At 64.9% G+C, this 16,003-nt stretch carries 18 protein-coding genes; 11 read left to right on the top strand and 7 right to left on the bottom strand.

Going from position 1 to position 16,003, the window contains the following annotated elements:
- The first annotated feature begins 316 nt into the window (after positions 1-316).
- From LB536_RS23555 to LB536_RS23570, 4 genes are all read left to right on the top strand, one after another.
- Positions 317-688, top strand: coding sequence for a cupin domain-containing protein (locus tag LB536_RS23555; protein ID WP_140760313.1), 372 nt, complete (start codon positions 317-319; stop codon positions 686-688).
- 513 nt (positions 689-1,201) lie between these two features.
- The gene (locus LB536_RS23560; RefSeq protein ID WP_224596803.1) at positions 1,202-1,648 is read left to right on the top strand and encodes a hypothetical protein; all 447 of its coding nucleotides are present in this window, start codon (positions 1,202-1,204) and stop codon (positions 1,646-1,648) included.
- A gap of 62 nt (positions 1,649-1,710) precedes the next feature.
- A complete protein-coding gene (locus LB536_RS23565) occupies positions 1,711-2,133 on the top strand; it encodes an ester cyclase (protein WP_224596806.1) in 423 nt (140 codons plus the stop codon).
- 3 nt (positions 2,134-2,136) lie between these two features.
- Complete coding sequence (locus LB536_RS23570) at positions 2,137-2,742, top strand: TetR/AcrR family transcriptional regulator (RefSeq protein WP_140760317.1); 606 nt, start codon at positions 2,137-2,139, stop codon at positions 2,740-2,742.
- An 82-nt stretch (positions 2,743-2,824) separates the two neighbouring features.
- Here LB536_RS23570 and gshB read toward each other — a convergent pair whose 3' ends face one another.
- From gshB to LB536_RS23585, 3 genes are all read right to left on the bottom strand, one after another.
- On the bottom strand, positions 2,825-3,769 hold the full coding sequence (gene gshB / locus LB536_RS23575) for a glutathione synthase (RefSeq protein WP_140760319.1): 945 nt from the start codon (positions 3,767-3,769) through the stop codon (positions 2,825-2,827).
- A 122-nt stretch (positions 3,770-3,891) separates the two neighbouring features.
- Complete coding sequence (locus LB536_RS23580; RefSeq protein WP_224596808.1) at positions 3,892-4,266, bottom strand: GtrA family protein; 375 nt, start codon at positions 4,264-4,266, stop codon at positions 3,892-3,894.
- A 3-nt stretch (positions 4,267-4,269) separates the two neighbouring features.
- Positions 4,270-5,265: a glycosyltransferase gene (locus LB536_RS23585; RefSeq protein ID WP_224596810.1), complete on the bottom strand. Its 996-nt coding sequence runs from the start codon at positions 5,263-5,265 to the stop codon at positions 4,270-4,272.
- Positions 5,266-5,429: 164 nt separating this feature from the next.
- Here LB536_RS23585 and LB536_RS23590 point away from each other — a divergent pair, with 164 nt between their 5' ends.
- The 7 genes from LB536_RS23590 to LB536_RS23620 all read left to right on the top strand — a co-directional run bounded on the left by LB536_RS23590 (position 5,430) and on the right by LB536_RS23620 (position 13,364).
- The gene (locus tag LB536_RS23590) at positions 5,430-7,223 is read left to right on the top strand and encodes a GtrA family protein (protein ID WP_224596812.1); all 1,794 of its coding nucleotides are present in this window, start codon (positions 5,430-5,432) and stop codon (positions 7,221-7,223) included.
- Positions 7,224-7,425: 202 nt separating this feature from the next.
- Positions 7,426-8,775, top strand: a complete 1,350-nt coding sequence (locus LB536_RS23595) for a putative bifunctional diguanylate cyclase/phosphodiesterase (RefSeq protein WP_224596815.1) — start codon at positions 7,426-7,428, stop codon at positions 8,773-8,775.
- Positions 8,776-8,942: 167 nt separating this feature from the next.
- Positions 8,943-9,710, top strand: coding sequence for an SDR family NAD(P)-dependent oxidoreductase (locus tag LB536_RS23600; protein WP_224596818.1), 768 nt, complete (start codon positions 8,943-8,945; stop codon positions 9,708-9,710).
- Positions 9,707-10,660, top strand: a complete 954-nt coding sequence (locus LB536_RS23605) for a 2-dehydro-3-deoxygalactonokinase (protein ID WP_224596820.1) — start codon at positions 9,707-9,709, stop codon at positions 10,658-10,660. Before LB536_RS23600 ends, LB536_RS23605 begins: the two co-directional genes overlap by 4 nt.
- Positions 10,657-11,295, top strand: a complete 639-nt coding sequence (locus LB536_RS23610) for a 2-dehydro-3-deoxy-6-phosphogalactonate aldolase (RefSeq protein WP_224596822.1) — start codon at positions 10,657-10,659, stop codon at positions 11,293-11,295. Before LB536_RS23605 ends, LB536_RS23610 begins: the two co-directional genes overlap by 4 nt.
- The gene (locus LB536_RS23615) at positions 11,295-12,170 is read left to right on the top strand and encodes an SMP-30/gluconolactonase/LRE family protein (protein WP_224596824.1); all 876 of its coding nucleotides are present in this window, start codon (positions 11,295-11,297) and stop codon (positions 12,168-12,170) included. Before LB536_RS23610 ends, LB536_RS23615 begins: the two co-directional genes overlap by 1 nt.
- A gap of 135 nt (positions 12,171-12,305) precedes the next feature.
- Positions 12,306-13,364, top strand: a complete 1,059-nt coding sequence (locus LB536_RS23620; protein ID WP_224596825.1) for a D-alanine:D-lactate ligase-like protein — start codon at positions 12,306-12,308, stop codon at positions 13,362-13,364.
- Here LB536_RS23620 and LB536_RS23625 read toward each other — a convergent pair.
- From LB536_RS23625 to pmtA, 4 genes are all read right to left on the bottom strand, one after another.
- Positions 13,361-13,648 carry a DUF1330 domain-containing protein gene (locus tag LB536_RS23625; protein ID WP_023781950.1) on the bottom strand — a complete coding sequence of 96 codons (288 nt, stop codon included), beginning with the start codon at positions 13,646-13,648 and terminating at the stop codon, positions 13,361-13,363. The two genes, LB536_RS23620 and LB536_RS23625, sit on opposite strands and share 4 nt — an antisense overlap.
- Before the next feature lie 27 nt (positions 13,649-13,675).
- Entirely contained in the window at positions 13,676-14,374 is a 699-nt protein-coding gene (gene pyrF / locus LB536_RS23630; protein WP_411966576.1) for an orotidine-5'-phosphate decarboxylase, read from the bottom strand.
- A gap of 41 nt (positions 14,375-14,415) precedes the next feature.
- Positions 14,416-15,012 (bottom strand): NADPH-dependent FMN reductase, encoded by a 597-nt coding sequence (locus LB536_RS23635; protein WP_224596827.1) that lies wholly within the window; start codon positions 15,010-15,012, stop codon positions 14,416-14,418.
- Between the two features lie 337 nt (positions 15,013-15,349).
- Positions 15,350-15,955 carry a phospholipid N-methyltransferase PmtA gene (gene pmtA, locus LB536_RS23640; protein ID WP_224596829.1) on the bottom strand — a complete coding sequence of 202 codons (606 nt, stop codon included), beginning with the start codon at positions 15,953-15,955 and terminating at the stop codon, positions 15,350-15,352.
- Positions 15,956-16,003 lie beyond the last annotated feature (48 nt).

Genomic DNA, 16,003 nt, shown 5'->3' on the forward strand with positions numbered 1-16,003 from the left:
CTAGCCCTCCCCTCGCCCTCGGTTTGCCCCCCACGCAAGGGTTCCACTGGCCCCCCGATCAAATCCGAAACATCTCCGGAACCTGTAACCGCCCCGGTTGCACAGCGCTTGTATGCGGTTGCAGAAAGCGGAACATGGTTAAGACAAAATGAAAACAGGCCATTCGGCCCGGCGCCGCAGAGGAGAGGAGCGGGCACGGTCAGTATATATTTTAGCAACTGCTTATAATTGTATGCCGGCTCCAAATGGGATATGAATCCGTCGCGGTTCCGACAATCGCAACGTCAGGCTCCGCGTCGAGTACAGGGAGGATGACATGGCCGGTGTGGAAGTCAGCAAATTTGCGTCCAAGTCTCACAACAGCCCGGATGAAGTTCGCACGCCGGACAAGACGCGCGTCGAAGTGGTGCGCCTTCCCGGCTATACGTTGGGCCGGCTCAACATGGAGCCGGGCTGGAAATGGTCCGAATGCGTGAAGCCGGTGGTCAAGACCGACAGTTGTCAGGTTTCGCATGTCGGCTACGTCGTCTCGGGAACCATCACCATCAAAATGAATGACGGAACCCAGAAAACGTTTGGGCAAGGCACGTCCTATACGATTCCGCCGGGCCACGACGCCTGGGTGGAAGGCAACGAGCGCTTCGTCTGCATCGAAGTCATGAGTGCCGAGCAGTATGCCAAGGCATAGTAGGATCTAGGCTCCAGGCCGAGCGCGGTCGGCAGGTGGTAACGGCTGCCTTCCTTGGGCAGGTCCGCCGCCGATGCCTGGAGCGCCGCCTGTCCGCGCCCGCAGTCACCGCCCTGTCGGGCAGGCCGACGATCTGCATGCCGCCCGGCGCGATTCATCAGCGGGACATCGGCCGCCACGAGGCCAGGAGCCATTGTGCGAACCCGCCACCAACTGTCCGGGCCCTGAACGAAGTCCGTCCGCCACGCTGCGTTCAGGTGAGATCAGATCAACACCCCAGTCCTCGCCGTAGATCGGCGCGATAGCTGCCGCCGCCGACCCGCGTCCAGTGTCCCGGGATGTCAAAACCATCGTCTCCTAATAAGATTATTATTGCAATGAGACAGAAATCTCATTATGAGGTGCCCATCGTTCAATCTCACCCAGGGATCACACCACATGTTTTCGACCCGAGCATTTCATTCCGATGCCTCTGAGCATCATCGTTGGACGCCCCCTGGGCCGATCCTTCGAATGTTGCTCGTAGCGGCGCTGCCAATTGGGCTCGCCATGGGCGCCGCGAGCGGCGCGTCTGCCGGATCGTTGAAGGCCGAACTTAGTCAACTGCCGAGAACCCGGGTCCTGCCTGCCGGCGTGGTGCAGATTTCACCCTATGTGCCCGGCATGGGCGAGCATTGGGCGAACCCGGCCAATCTGCCCTTCGGACCCATCTACTGTGTGATCGAGGGCCACATCACCTGCATGGAGTACATGATTTCACAGAAGGATTTCGCCGAAGGCGTCTCCCACAACAAGCTCGTGCCTTGGTTTGACGGCAAGCGGCAGCCTCCCATCAATCACATCGATATCGGGTTCGAGCCAAACGGCCACCATGGCTACGAAATTCCGCACTACGACATTCACATGTATTTCCTGTCGCCGGAGGCCCGTCTGGCCGGCGACAAGCTCGTCACGAAGTAAGACTGCCAATCCGCCGCCGCGCCGATGCCGCGGCATCATTCCCGCGAACAATGAGAACCAAGATGATGCTTACCCCCAAGGACATGGATCGGAAGATTGACGAGCATTTCGGCTTCGAGGCAAGCGACAACGTCGAAGGCGTGCTGCGGACCCTGTCCGAAGACGTCGAGCATGACGTTGTCGGCTGGCCCTTCGGACCCTCGCATGGACGCGATGCTGCCCGCTCCTTCTACCAGGCGACGTTTTCCGATCTGGCGGAAAGCTCGGTCGATTGCGTCAAGAGGCTTTACGGCGATGGCTTCCTCGTGGATGAGTCACTATGGCGGGGCCGCGCGCCAGGCCGGCCCTTTGGGCTTGAAGGCCGCAATCGTCCTTTGGAGTTCCGGCTGCTCCATGTCATAGAGTTCAACGGCCAGGGCGACATCAAGCGGGAAAATGTCTGGCTCGACCTTGCAGCAATCATTCGGCAACTGCCACAGGACTGATCAATGACCCGAGCGGGTAAGGCCGGACGGCCGAACCAACGGCGGCGGACCCGCAAGGACCTGCTTGAAGCCGCGACGCGGCTCATGAAACAGGGTCGCCAGCCGGCACTCGAAGATGTAGCAGCGGAGGCGCTGGTCTCACGAGCCACCGCCTACCGCTACTTCCCGAGCATCGACGCGCTGCTCCTGGAAGCCTCCATCGACATCGCTGTGCCCGGGCCGGAAGAACTGTTCGAGCATGAATCCTCGACTGATCCGGTGGCGCGCGTTGAGCGCGCCGACCGGGTCCTGCATGACATGATCCTCGCGAATGAGCCCGCGCTCCGTGCAATGCTGGCCCAGTCAATCGAGCGTCGGGCCAGAGCCGTCGAGGATGGCGACCTCCCTGCCCGCCAGAACCGACGCACACCGCTGATCGAGGCGGCGCTCGAGCCGGCACGTGATTGGTACCACCCGGAGGACCTCGACAGGCTTGCGAAGGCGCTTGCGCTCATCCTCGGGCCTGAGGCCATGGTGGTGTGCAAGGATGTTTTGCAGCTCGACGATGCGGAAGCGCGTGACGTGAAGCGCTGGGCGATCAGAACGTTGGTCACGGCGGCGCGGAAATAACGCGGTCAGCCGGCTGCGTGGCCGGGTCATTGTCGTGCCGCCCGCGGCAACAGGTGGCGGTAAGCAAAGATCGGGGCGCTGCCTAGAGTCGCCGCTTGCCTTCAACGCAATCCCAGAAAAGACTGGCGATGTCGGCGCCGCCGAAGCGTTGCACTTCGCGCACGCCGGTCGGCGAGGTGACGTTGATCTCGGTCATGTAGTCGCCGATGACGTCGATGCCGACGAGGATGAAGCCGCGTTCCCTCAGCGACGGTCCGATGCGGGCGCATATCTCGCGCTCGCGTTCGGTCAGCTCGGTCTTCTCGGCGCGGCCGCCGACATGCATGTTGGAGCGGGAATCGTGCTCCGCCGGCACCCGGTTGATGGCGCCCACCGGCTCGCCGTCGATCAGGATGATGCGCTTGTCGCCTTTGCGCACATCCTTCAGGTAGCGCTGCACGATATAGGGCTCGCGGAACAACTGGCCGAACATTTCGAGCAGCGAGGCGAGGTTGCGGTCGCCTTCCAGCAGATGGAAGATGCCGGCGCCGCCATTGCCGTAGAGCGGCTTGACGATGATGTCGCCGAATTCCTTGCGGAAGGCGGCGACCTCGAGCGGATCCTTGGTGATCAGCGTGTCCGGCATCAGGTCGGAAAACTCGGTGACGAAGATCTTTTCCGGGCTGTTGCGCACCCAGGCCGGGTCGTTGACGACCAGCGTCTTCGGATGGATGCGCTCCAGGATGTGGGTCGTGGTGATGTAGTTCATGTCGAAGGGCGGGTCCTGGCGCAGCAGGATGACGTCCATCTCCGACAGATCGGTGCGCACCTTTTCGCCCAGCGAGTAATGGCTGCCCTTCTCGTCGCGCACCTGCATCTCCTCGACGCGGGCAAACACCTTGCCGTCGCGCAGCGACAGCTGGTCTGGCGTGTAGTGGAACAATTGATGACCGCGCCGCTGCGCTTCCAGCGACAGCGCGAACGAAGTGTCGCCGGCGATCGACACGGTGGAGACATGGTCCATCTGGACGGCGATTTTCAGCTTCATGGCAGGTTCCCAGCGCAATTGGAGCGACGTGCATCCCCTTGGATGCACAAACTACGCTCCAACACTTTTGAATTGACAGCGATATAAGGGTCGCGGCGCCTTCTGCCAATCGGGCCACGCCGCTAACGGTCGAAGACCAGCCGCGAGTAACCCAGGAAGGACAGCGTCATGGCCACCAGCGAAGCGATGGCGAGAGCCACGAGAGGCGAGATTGCCGGCACCGCGAACAGGACGGCCGAGTAGACGGCATAGTTGACGATGCTGGTGGCGACGCCGACGCCGCCATAGCGGGCGCCTTCCCTTGTCATTCCCCTGCTCGACGGCGAGAAGGTCAGGTGCCGGTTGATCTGCCAGGTGACGCAGAGCGCGAAGCCGATCGACAGGATGCGGCTGACGAACGGCCCAAGCGGCGTGATGGCGAGCAGCAGCCACAGCGCCGCCGCGTCCGAGACGAAGCCGATGCCGCCTGCGAAGACAAAGCGGACGACGCGTTGCATCGTTCAGGCCGCGCGCGGGGCCTTGCCCGGCTTCTGAACCACGTCGCCCGTGCGGCGCTGGACACGGCCCGAAGGCATGGAGAGATAGAAGATCCGCTTCTGTTCGGCGCGCCCACGCGAGACCGAATCGAGGATCAGTCCGGTTACCGCCGCCAGCATGGACAGAAGCAGCAGGCCGACCGACAGCACCCAGGTCGGCATGCGCGGTACAAGGCCGGTTTCGGCGAATTCGACCAGCACCGGCGCCATCAGGAACAGGCTCGAAGCCAGGAAGAACAGCGAAAAGGCGCCGAAGAAGCGCAGCGGCTGCGTCTCCTTCATCAGCATGGCGAACATCCACAGGATCCTGGCGCCGTCGCGGAAGGTCGACAGCTTCGACGACGAGCCTTCCGGACGGCGGCCGTAGTCGAGCGCGATCTCGCTGACCGGCAATTTGAGCTGCGAGGCGTGCACCGACATTTCGGTCTCGATCTCGAAGCCGCCGGAGACGGCGGGAAAGCTCTTGACGAAACGCCTGGTGAAGACGCGGTAGCCGGAGAAGATGTCGGTGAAATCGCTGCCGAACAGCCATTTGTAGAGGCCGTTGAAGACCCGGTTGCCGAAGGCATGCCCGGCGCGGCCGGCATCGTCGGTGACGCCGCGCCTGGTCCCCACCACCATGTCGGACCGCTCGGTCAAGAGCGTGTTGATCAGCTGCGGCGCGTCGTCGGGCGCATAAGTGCCGTCGCCGTCGGCCATCAGATAGATGTCGGCGTCGATGTCGGCGAACATGCGCCGCACCACATTGCCCTTGCCCTGGCGCGGCTCGCGAACCACGATGGCGCCGGCCGCGCGGGCGCGCAGGGCCGTCAGATCCTTCGAATTGTTGTCGTAGACGTAGATGGTCGCCGCAGGCAGCGTCTCGCGGAATCGCCGCACCACCTCGGCGATGGTCAGCTCCTCATTGTAGCAAGGCAGGAGCACGGCGATGACGGGTTCATGGCTGATGTCTTGCGGCATTTTCGTCTCCGAATGCCTTGTCGACCATGCGGTCGCGCTCCGGAAACCGGCCGCGTTCAGGCGGTTTTACTATTTATTGAAGCCGTTAAGGCTAGGTTTAAGGCCGACTTCATGAGTGTCGATTGGCCTGGAAAGGCCCGGCATTCCCGCCAAGGGCGATCGGGATGGGCACAGCAAGGGGAACTTCCACCTGGAAGTCCGATATCGCGTTCGCGCTGCTTGCCGCCTTGCTGCTGCTGGCGCTCGAGGCCCAGCAGGGATTCCCGCAACTGGCCAATCCGGCGGGCGACAATGACAGCCTGCTGCAACTGGTCGAAGTCCGCGACCTGCTGGCGGGCCAGGGCTGGTTCGACCTGCACCAGTACAGGATGGGCCTGGAGGGCGGCTTCGTCATGCACTGGTCGCGGCTGCTCGATGCGCCGCTGGCGCTGAGCATCCTTGCCGCTTCGGCCCTGACGGGCAGCACTGCCTTGGCCGAACAAATCGTGCAAGTGCTCTGGCCTGCGCTGCAGTTCTGGCTGGCGCTCTTCTTCACCATCCGCGCCGCGCGCGCTTTCGCCGGCGCGTCCGCCGTGCTGCCCGCCGCCGTCGTCGGCGGGGCGGCCTTGTATTACATCGGGATTTTTTCCCCAGGCGCACTCGATCATCACAATGTCCAGCTGATGCTGACGCTGGCGGGCCTCGCCTTGCTGCTCGAGGCGCCCACGCAGCGGCCGGCTGCCCTTGTCGCTGGCATCTGCGCCACGCTGACCCTGGCCATAGGCATGGAAAGCGCGCCCTATGCCGGCGCCCTCGGCGCCGTCGTCGCGCTGCTGTTTCTCGGCAATCGGGAGGGTGAAAGGCTGGTCGCCAGGGATTTCGGTCTCGGCGTCGCCGGCGCCTCGGCTCTCGTCTTCGCCGTTACTGTCCCGATGTCGTCCTGGGGCCAGGCCCAGTGCGACACGTTCTCGGTCGTCCAGTTCGCCGTGACGGGGCTTGCCGGCGCCGGCCTGGCAATCATTGCTTCATGGAAGGCCGCCAACGCAACGGCGGCCCGGCGCCTGATGTCGCTTGGCCTGCTTGCCGCCGCCCTCGCTCTCGTTATTGGGCTCCTATTCCCGCAATGCCTGGCGGCGCCCTATGCCCATCTCGACCCGCGCCTGCAGCGGATGTGGCTCGGCTATATCGAGGAGGCGCAGTCGATCGTTCAGCTTGTCGCCGACGATCCGGCCAGGGCCGTGGCGCGTTTTGCGACGCCCCTGGTGGCGATCGTCCTGATGGCGCTCCGCTTCAGCCGTGGCGACTGGCGGCGGCAGGACAGCCTCGTTGCCGCGCTGCTGGTGGCTGCGGTCCTGGTCAGCGCCTGGGAAGTGCGAGGCTCGACCTTCTCCATCGCCTTCGCGGTGATTCCGCTTTCGGCCTGGATCGCCAAATGGCGGCAGCGGGCCGAGGCCAGCCCGTCCAGCGGCTCCGTGCTCAGGATGGCCGCAGCCTGGTTGATCTCGGTCAATGCCATCTGGTCGGGTGCCGCCGAGGCCGCCTCGAGCGTTTTCGCAACCGCCGCACCCGCCAGGGACGCCAGCATCGATGCGCCCTGCAACAGCAAGGCCTCGTTCGCCGTGCTTGGCGCGATGGCCCCTACCACGGTGCTTGCCATCTCCAATCTTGGTTCGCCCGTCCTCGCCTTTACCGGTCATCGCGTGTTCGCCGGGCCCTATCATCGCAACGTCGCCGGAAACCTGCTCGTGTTCGATGCCTTGCTGGGCTCGGCCAGCGACGCCAAAGCCATCGTCGAAAGCTATCATGTCGGCCTTGTCGCGCTCTGCCGCGGCAACCCGGAAAGCCGGCTGTTCGCGGCCAGGGCGCCGGACGGTTTTCTGGCCGGGCTGATGCGCGGCAGCGTGCCGGAATGGCTGGAGCCGGTGGCGGAGACCAAAGGCAGCCCCCTGGAGCTCTACCGCGTCAAGTCAAACGGCTGAAAATCCGGGTGCTCGACGTATCTTGTAGCCGGCTTCACGAAGGTATCCGGCGTCTGGGCACGGGTCACGGCGAAAGGCAGATCCCGTTTTCGGGATCGTGCTCCGGCTACAAAAATCGTTTTTGGGATACGTTTCCTAAAGGGTTTGCTGCCAGTCTCGAAATAAATTCCGACGACAAGAGCAGGGACGAGCAGGGACACCGATGCAAACTCCGTTTGGCACCGGTCAGGCAAACAGGGAAAGCACGGATCTGGCGTTCACCGATCCGTTGACCGGGCTTGGCAATCATCGCCGCTTCTTCGACAAGGTAGACCGCCTGATCAGCGATCGTGCCGACGATCCCGCGCCCTTCACCGTCGGCATTCTCGATCTCGACGGCTTCAAGCCGATCAACGACCTGTTCGGCCACAAGGCCGGCGACGACATCCTGATCCAGGTCGCGATGCGGCTGCGCGCCTCGATGGACGGCCATTCGACCGTCTGCCGCATCGGCGCCGACGAATTCGCCTTCCTCTACCCCCTGGTGTTCTCGGAGGAGGCGGCGGCGGAAAAATCCCGCATGCTGATCGAGATCCTGTCGGCGCCTTACGATGTCGGCGAGCGCACCGCCAGGCTCTCGGCCTCGGTCGGCTGCTCGCTGTTCTATTCCGGCGACGAGACCACCGAGATTCTCATCAACAAGGCCGAAACGGCGCTTTACCATGCCAAGCGTTCGGGCCGCGGCCGCGTCGTCGTCTACACCCGTGAGATGGAAGAGGCCGCCAAACGCGTCACCCGCATCGAGCAGGCGCTGCGCCGCGCCGTCTCCGCCGGCGAGGTGGAGCCGCATTTCCAGCCGATCGTCGATCTCACCACGCGCCGCACCATCGGCTTCGAGACGCTGGCGCGCTGGACCGACCGCGACCTCGGCGCGGTGCCGCCGACCGTCTTCATCCCCATCGCCGAGGAGCGCGGCATCATCGGCCCGCTGTCGCAGCTGGTGCTACGCAAGGCGACCGAAGCCGCCAGGAGCTGGCCGAAGGACCTGTTCCTGTCCTTCAATCTGTCGCCCTCCCAGCTCGTCGACCAGAACACCGGCCTGCACATACTGGCGATCCTCGACCGCACTGGCTTCGATCCGCGCCGGCTGGAGATCGAGATCACCGAAACCGGCCTGATGAACGACCCGGCCTCGGCCGCGCAGATCGTCGAGGATCTGCGCCGCGTCGGCATTCGCGTCTCGCTCGACGATTTCGGCACCGGCCAGTCCTCGCTCGGCCGCCTGCGTGAATTCCATTTCGACAAGCTCAAGATCGACCGCGCCTTCGTCTCCTCCATTCTCGACGACCGGCCATCCGAACACATCATCCGCGCCATCCTCGCCATGTGCGAAGGGCTCGGCATGGACGTGGTCGCCGAAGGCATCGAAGAGGAAGCGCAGGCCGACCGGCTGGTCCAGTTCGGTTGCGCCGGCGGGCAAGGCTATCTGTTCGGCAAGCCGGCCGATGCCGACGCCACGTTGGGCTACCTCCGCGATTCCTTCCGTGGGGCCTCGCGCGCCAAGGCGGTCTGAGCGCCAGATTTCGGCGTTGCCCGCCATGCGGCGATGCCGCTTGGTGGGTCGCGCGCGGACGCGATCGCCTTTTTGTCAGACATAAGCCCGAAATAGCGTCTTTTCGCCCTTGCCCGCCGGACGTGTCTGGCTAGGATGCGCGCCGGTTGACCCGGGAGACGAAAATCATGATGCCATCGGCGCGTTTTGCCGACCTCGAAGGCGCTTCGGTGCTGATCACCGGCGGCGGCTCCGGAATCGGCGCGGCATTGACCGAGGGATTCATGCGGCAGGGCGCCAAGGTCGCCTTCATCGACATCGCCGACACGCCGAGCACCGCGCTCGCCGACCGCATCGAGAAGGAGTTCGGTCGGCGTCCGCTCTACCTCAAGACCGATCTGCGCGATGTCGAGGCGCTGCGCGCCTCCGCGGCAAGGGCGGCCGAGGCGCATGGCGACGTCACCGTGCTGGTCAACAACGCCGCCTGGGACGAGCGCCATGCCGTCGAGGACGTCACCGTCGAGTTCTGGGACAACAATCTCGCCATTAATCTGCGGCCGCATTTCTTCACCGCGCAGGCGGTGGCATCAGGCATGAAGCGGGCCGGCGGCGGCTCGATCATCAATTTCACTTCGACATCCTACCTGATCAACCACCCCGACATGCCGGCCTATACCGCCGCCAAGGCGGGCATACTCGGCCTCACCAAGGGGTTGGCCGGCAAGCTCGGCCCCGACCGCATCCGCGTCAACGCCGTCGCGCCCGGCTGGGTGATCACCGAACGGCAGCAGGAGCGCTGGGTGACCGAAGAGGCGCTTGCCGCTCACGTCGCCAAGCAGTGCATCAGGGATGTCATGCGGCCGGACGACATGGTCGGCACGGTGCTGTTCCTGGCCTCGGATGCCTCGCGCATGCTGACCGCGCAGATGCTGATCGTCGATGGAGGCTTCCTGTGAGCCCAGCCAGCAGCGTTCCGGCAGTCGCGGCGCTCGATTGGGGTACGACCCGGCTTCGGGCCTGGCTGATCGACGGAAGCGGCAAGGTGCTTGCCGAGCGTCGCGGCGACGATGGCCTGATCACCGCGCGCGAAAAGGGTTTTGTCAACGTCCTGGAGGGCCATCTGGCAGCGATGGGCGCGCCGGAGGAATTGCCCGTCATCATCTGCGGCATGGCCGGCTCCCGCCAAGGTTGGCTGGAGGCGCCTTATGTCAGCGTGCCGTCGCCGCTCGGCGCCATTCTCGGCGGCGCGGCCCGGGTGCCCGGCCAGAAACGTGACGTCCGTATCGTACCCGGCCTTGCCCAGCGCCTGGCCGACGCGCCTGACGTCATGCGCGGCGAGGAGACGCAGCTTGCCGGCGCCGGCCTGCCGGCCAAGGGCCGCGAGCTGGTTTGCATGCCTGGCACCCATTCGAAATGGGTGCTGGTCGAGGACGGCGCCGTCGCCGGCTTCGGCACCTGGCCGACGGGCGAGCTGTTTTCCGTGCTTGCGGCGCACTCGATCCTGCGCCATTCGCTGGGCGAACATCCGAGCCCTGTTGCCGCCGACAATCCGTTCTTCCGCCGCTGGTGCGAAATTGCACTGGGCGAGGGTGGTGACGTCACCTCGCGGCTGTTTGCCATCCGCGCCGCCGGCCTGCTCCAGGATCTCGAGGCCGATGACGCGGCCGCCTGCCTGTCGGGCCTGCTGATCGGCGGCGAGATCGCCTCCGCGAAACGGCGCCACGGCGCCGGGGCCACATCGGCGGTGCTGATTGCCTCCGGGGCTCTGGCGGTGCTTTACCAGGCAGCGCTCAGCCTTGCCGGACTTGGTGTGCGGACAGTCGATGCCGACGAGGCTGTACGCGCCGGCCTGGTCGAGGCCGCGCGGGAGAATGGCATGATCGCCAGAACAGGAGCCGCCATATGAGCCAGACCGCCCCCTTTCCAAGACTCAAGCGCGGCCTGGTCGCCATCCTGCGCGGTCTCAAGCCCACTGAGGCGATCGCCATGGGCCAGGCACTGTTCGACGCCGGCATCGAGGCGATCGAAGTGCCGCTCAACTCGCCCCAGCCATTCTCGTCGATCGCCAGGATTGTCCAAGTGCTGCCGAAGTCAGCCCTAGTCGGCGCCGGCACGGTGCTGACGGCGGCCGATGTCGACGGGTTGCAGCAGGCTGGTGGGCGGCTGCTGGTCAGCCCCAACATCGATGCCGAGGTGATGGGCCGCGCCAGGACATATGGCATGGTCACCATGCCCGGCGTGTTCACCCCCACCGAAGCCTTCCAGGCGATCCGGCTCGGCGCCTCGGCGCTGAAATTCTTTCCGGCGAGCGTGCTCGGCGCATCGGGCATTTCCGCGATCCGGGCCGTGCTGCCGGCGCAGACGCTGGTCGGCGCGGTCGGCGGCGTTTCGGACAAGGACTTTGCCGGCTACAAGGCGGTTGGCGTGACGGTCTTCGGGCTTGGTTCCAGCCTGTTCAAGCCGGGCATGAGCGTCGACGACGTGGCGGCGCGCGCTCACGCGGCGGTCGCTGCCTGGGACGCGGCATTCGGAGACGCATGATGAGCGAGGTTTCTGTTTTTTCCGACCATGTCTGCGAGCTCGGCGAAGGGCCAAGCTACGATCCCGCCACCGACGCGCTGTTCTGGTTCGACATCGTGAACGGACAGCTCCTGGAAAAGTCCGTGGCCGGCGGTGCGCTGAAGATCCACGAGCTTGGCCAGATGGCGAGCGCCATCGCCATCATCGACGACAAGCGCCAGCTGATCGCCACCGAAACCGGCCTCGTCGTCCGCGACGTCGCGACCGGCCAGATGACGCTGCATACGCCTGTCGAGGCGGACAACCCCCTTACCCGCTCCAACGATTCCCGTGTCCATCCCTGCGGCGCCTTGTGGATGGGGACGATGGGCAAGAGCGAGTCGAAGGGCGCCGGAGCGATCTACTGGTTCTTCAAGGGCGAACTGCGCGAGCTGTTCTCCGGCATCACCGTGTCGAACTCGATTTGTTTCGCCGCGGATGGCGCGCTCGCCTATTACACCGACACTTCGACCGGCCTTTTGATGCGCGTCGCCTGCGATCCGGCGAGCGGCCTGCCCTCTGGAGAACCAAAAGTATTCGTCGATCACCGTTCGTCCAAGGGTTATGTCGATGGTTCGGTCGTCGACCGCGACGGCGTGCTGTGGAACGCCGTCTGGGGCGGCAAGGCGGTCAAGGCCTATTCGCCCGACGGCACATTGCTGCGCGAAATTGCGATGCCGGTGACGCAGCCCTCCTGCCCGGCCTTTGTCGGCCGGAACGCCGACCGGCTGGCGGTGACGTCGGCCTGGAAAGGCAAGGACGACAAGCAGCGCCAGCTCGATCCGCAGGCCGGCATGACCTTTCTGCTCGATATTCCCGTCAACGGCCGCTTCGAACCGCGCGTGCTGATCGCCTGAACAGGCCGGCGATCGGCTCCACTCATATCTATCGTGGTGCTGTCACGCAGGCGTCCGGCTTGAGTCGGTTTCGCGAAAGCCGTTTGCGTCGGTCGTGCGATGCTAGGTGATCGCACCGCCGGGAATGTTCGTCTTATGTCGAGTCACAAGCCAAAGCTGATCCTCGTCCACGAACCGGAGAAGGCCTGCTTCGACCGCCTGGTCGCCGACGGCCATGCGCCGCAGCACGCCGCCGAGATTTCGTCCTACCTGGCGCAATCGACCGATCTCGCCCCCGAATTCGATGCGCTGGCCGCCGCCTGTGACAGGCGTGGCCTCGCCTTCGCCGCGGTGGAGCTGGACCATGCTGCAAGGACGCTCACCGAAGCCGATCCTGCCACGACGCTGGTCTGGACGCTGACCGACGGCATCGCCTATTTCCGTGGCGGCGCCGCACCCGCGCTGGCGCGGCTCAACGGCTTGAGGACGATCGGTGCCGATGATTCGCTCTTCGCGCTCTGCCAGGACAAGTTCCGTTCCGGCGCCGTGCTTGGCGCGCTCGGCCTGCCGGTCCCGAAGGCGGGTCTTGCCCGGGATGGAAACTGGCTGGTGGAGCCCCCGGCCTCCGCCGCCGGCTGGTTCGTCAAGCCCAACCGGCTCGGCGCCAAGATCGGCATCTGGTCGGATTCGCGCGTAGCCGATCTCGGTCACGCGCTGGAGCTCAGCCGGCGTGTTTTCGCCGCCTATCGCGATGATGTCGTCGTCCAGCCCTATGTCGGCGGCCGCAATGTGCGCGCCAGCTTCCTCGGACTGACGCCGCGAGTTGGTGTCGAGGCGCTTGGCGTCGCCTTTGTCGACTCAGGCGCGGATTTCCAGACCATGGCCGACAGCCTGGCGCTTTATGGCGACACCGGCGAGGCGACGAAGGCCGCTGGGCGCTATGCCGAACCCGAACTCGCCCCGGTCGCGGCCAGCCAGCCGGTGGCCGATGCCAGGATCCGCGCGATTGCCAAACGGTTGATGGACGGGCTCGGCCTGCGCGACGTGTTTTCCGTCGACCTGCGCGTCGAGCCCGACGACAATATTCATCTCATCGAGTTTGAGGTCTGCCCCGGCCTGCCCTGCTTCGATTTCCGCGCCTATTGCCGCCAGCAATGGGGGCTGAGCCTGGCCGACGCCATGGCGGAAACCGCGGCGAACAGGCTCGTTCGCTAGATGCCCTCGACCAGCACGATCTCGCCGTCGGCGACCTTCTGGCGGATCGCCACCGCGCGCTGATACTCCGGCGAATGGTAGCAGTCATGCGCGGCCGCGAGCGATTCGAACTCGATGAGCACATTGCGCGCCCGCCCTGGGCCCTCGGCTTTCTCATGCTCGCCGCCACGGGCCAGGAATTTCGCGCCGAAGCGCTCGAAAGCTGGTTTCGCCGCCGCGACGTAATCCTTGTAGCCTTCCGCGTCGCGCACATCGACGCGGGCGATCCAGTATCCCTTGGGCATTCTCTTTCTCCTGTTCGTGGGGGCTCGTCAGGCCGAGCGCATCTCTTCGAGTATCGCCTCCGCCGCGGCGCGCCGGTCGCCTGCCGCCACGATCGGCCGGCCGACCACGAGGTGGCTGGCGCCGTTGCGGATCGCCTGTGCCGGCGTTACCACGCGCTTCTGGTCGCCATGGTCGCTGCCCGCAGGCCGGATGCCGGGCGTCACCACCGCCATGTCGGGGCCGACGATGCGGCGCACCGCTTCGGCTTCCGCGGCCGAGCAGACGATGCCGCCCATGCCGGCATGCAGCGCCTGTTCCGAGCGCCTCAGCACCAGTGTGTGCGGGTCATATTCATAGCCGGCGTCGATCATGTCCTGCTCGTCCATCGAGGTCAGCACGCTGACGGCGAGCAGGCAAAGCTCGCTGCCGCGCGCTGCCTCCACCGCCGCCTGCATCGCCTTGGGATAGGCATGGATGGTCAGCATGGTCATGCCCATCTTGACGATGTTTTCGACGCCCTTGGCCACCGTGTGATCGATGTCGAGCAGCTTCATGTCGAGGAAGATTTTCGTCCCGCCGCTGGCCAGCTCCCTGGCAAAGTCGAGCCCGCCGGCGAAGGCCAGCTGATAGCCGATCTTGTAGAAGGAGACGACACCGTCGAGCTCGCGCACCGCCTGCTCGGCTTCCTTCACGGTCGGCACGTCGAGGCCGACGATCAATCTTTCCTGCATGGATTTGGCCTGCATGGGGTGGGTTTGTATGGGGTGGGCCTGCATGGTAGCGGCAGTCACGCCTCGACCCTGGTCGACAGCATGCGTGAGGTTTCGATCAGCGTGCGGCATAGGTGCTCCATCGATTTGTGCAGTCTTTCGTCGCGGAAATGGCCGTCCCCGTCGAAGGCGTCGCCACCCTCCGGCACCGAGCATTCCGGCGTCACCACCTCCATCTGGCAGCGCACCAGGACGGCGCGCAGATGGTTGATGCAGCGGATGCCGGCAAAATGGCCTTTGGAGGACGAGCAGAGGCCCGCGACCTTGCCGGCAAGCGGCCTGACCGACCGGCCGCCATCCCGTCGCACCCGGCTCACCCAGTCGATCGTGTTCTTGAGCAGCGGCGGGATGGAGCCGTTATATTCCGGCGTCGCGATCAGCAGCCCGTCATGAGAGGCGATCAGCCGCGCCAGCTTCTGGGCGTTTTCGGGGACGCCCCTTTCCTTCTCCAGGTCCTCGTCGAGGATCGGCAAGGGATAGTCGGCGAGCGAAATGCGGGTGACCTCGGCGCCTTGCACCGCAAGTTCCTTCTGCGCCACGTCGGCGGTCCTGCCGCTATAGGCGCCGCCGCGCACCGAGCCGGCGAAGACGAGGATTTTCGGGATCACTGCCATTGGCCACCCTTGTTCTGGGACTGGTACAGCCAAGGTTCGACCAAATCAACGCATCAAACGGAAACCGCAACTCTAAACTTCGTCATCCTGGGGCGAAGCAGGAGCGAAGCTCCGTCGCGGAGAACCCTAGGATCCATGCCGCGACATTCGCCGAAGGACGCAATGGAGCAGAACTCCCCACCGCAGCAGCGCCTCGAAGTCGCGGCATGGATCCTCGGGTCTGCGCCGCGTCGCTGCGCTCCTTGCTCCGCCCGTGGATGACGAAGTCCTGAGGCTTCTGCCAATCGCCAAGGTATGCTGCCAGCACCAGGAACCGCGAGCGCCCCGCGACGAGAATCTAATGGGCTTCGCGCCGGTAGATCCAGAGCTGCGTTGGTGGGATGTTGCGGAAGATGAAGTCGAAATGCTTGACCGTATAGTCGCCGCGGCCAGCCGGGATCGGCGACATCGGACCATAGGTCAGCTGCACGATCGGCCGTCCGGCCGGGATGCGGTCGAGCAGGCTCTCGATATAGGCGATGCGCTGGGCGACCGGGAAGTTGAGCAGCGGCACGCCGGAAACGACGCTGTCGAAGATCATCCCGCTCCTCTCGCCAAGCGTGGCGTTGAGGTTGAAGGCATCGCCCTCGATGACGTGGACGCCGGGGTAGAGCTGGCGCAGGTGGCGCACGAAATCGGTATTGTACTCGACCGCGTAGAGGTTTTCGGGCCGCACGCCCTGAGCGAGGATGGCGCGGGTGATGACCCCGGTGCCGGGACCGACCTCGAGCACCGGCAGGCCGGACTTCGGGTTGACGATCGAGGCCATTTTGCGTGCGGTGATCGAACTGGTCGGAACGATGGAGCCGACCGTCTTCGGCTTGTCGATCCAGCCCTTGAAGAATTTGAGTTCGTCGTCGAACTTCTCGGCAAACGCCTTCCGCAGTCCGTGACCACGTGCCATGCAAGCTCTCCTCAGCGCTCCCGTGGAAGCTACTTAACACCTGGGTGA

It is taken from the genome of Mesorhizobium sp. ES1-3, assembly GCF_020164795.1.
Lineage (GTDB): Bacteria > Pseudomonadota > Alphaproteobacteria > Rhizobiales > Rhizobiaceae > Mesorhizobium.

Bases quoted from the DNA above. Each gene is read 5' to 3' on its own strand.
- LB536_RS23635 (WP_224596827.1), bottom strand. From the start codon at position 15,012: ATGGCAGTGATCCCGAAAATCCTCGTCTTCGCCGGCTCGGTGCGCGGC.
- LB536_RS23560 (WP_224596803.1), top strand. From the start codon at position 1,202: ATGTTGCTCGTAGCGGCGCTGCCAATTGGGCTCGCCATGGGCGCCGCG.
- LB536_RS23615 (WP_224596824.1), top strand. From the start codon at position 11,295: ATGAGCGAGGTTTCTGTTTTTTCCGACCATGTCTGCGAGCTCGGCGAA.
- LB536_RS23570 (WP_140760317.1), top strand. From the start codon at position 2,137: ATGACCCGAGCGGGTAAGGCCGGACGGCCGAACCAACGGCGGCGGACC.
- gshB (WP_140760319.1), bottom strand. From the start codon at position 3,769: ATGAAGCTGAAAATCGCCGTCCAGATGGACCATGTCTCCACCGTGTCG.
- LB536_RS23600 (WP_224596818.1), top strand. From the start codon at position 8,943: ATGATGCCATCGGCGCGTTTTGCCGACCTCGAAGGCGCTTCGGTGCTG.
- LB536_RS23590 (WP_224596812.1), top strand. From the start codon at position 5,430: ATGGGCACAGCAAGGGGAACTTCCACCTGGAAGTCCGATATCGCGTTC.
- LB536_RS23580 (WP_224596808.1), bottom strand. From the start codon at position 4,266: ATGCAACGCGTCGTCCGCTTTGTCTTCGCAGGCGGCATCGGCTTCGTC.
- LB536_RS23585 (WP_224596810.1), bottom strand. From the start codon at position 5,265: ATGCCGCAAGACATCAGCCATGAACCCGTCATCGCCGTGCTCCTGCCT.
- LB536_RS23625 (WP_023781950.1), bottom strand. From the start codon at position 13,648: ATGCCCAAGGGATACTGGATCGCCCGCGTCGATGTGCGCGACGCGGAA.
- pyrF (WP_411966576.1), bottom strand. From the start codon at position 14,374: ATGCAGGCCAAATCCATGCAGGAAAGATTGATCGTCGGCCTCGACGTG.
- LB536_RS23620 (WP_224596825.1), top strand. From the start codon at position 12,306: ATGTCGAGTCACAAGCCAAAGCTGATCCTCGTCCACGAACCGGAGAAG.
- LB536_RS23595 (WP_224596815.1), top strand. From the start codon at position 7,426: ATGCAAACTCCGTTTGGCACCGGTCAGGCAAACAGGGAAAGCACGGAT.
- pmtA (WP_224596829.1), bottom strand. From the start codon at position 15,955: ATGGCACGTGGTCACGGACTGCGGAAGGCGTTTGCCGAGAAGTTCGAC.
- LB536_RS23555 (WP_140760313.1), top strand. From the start codon at position 317: ATGGCCGGTGTGGAAGTCAGCAAATTTGCGTCCAAGTCTCACAACAGC.
- LB536_RS23610 (WP_224596822.1), top strand. From the start codon at position 10,657: ATGAGCCAGACCGCCCCCTTTCCAAGACTCAAGCGCGGCCTGGTCGCC.
- LB536_RS23565 (WP_224596806.1), top strand. From the start codon at position 1,711: ATGATGCTTACCCCCAAGGACATGGATCGGAAGATTGACGAGCATTTC.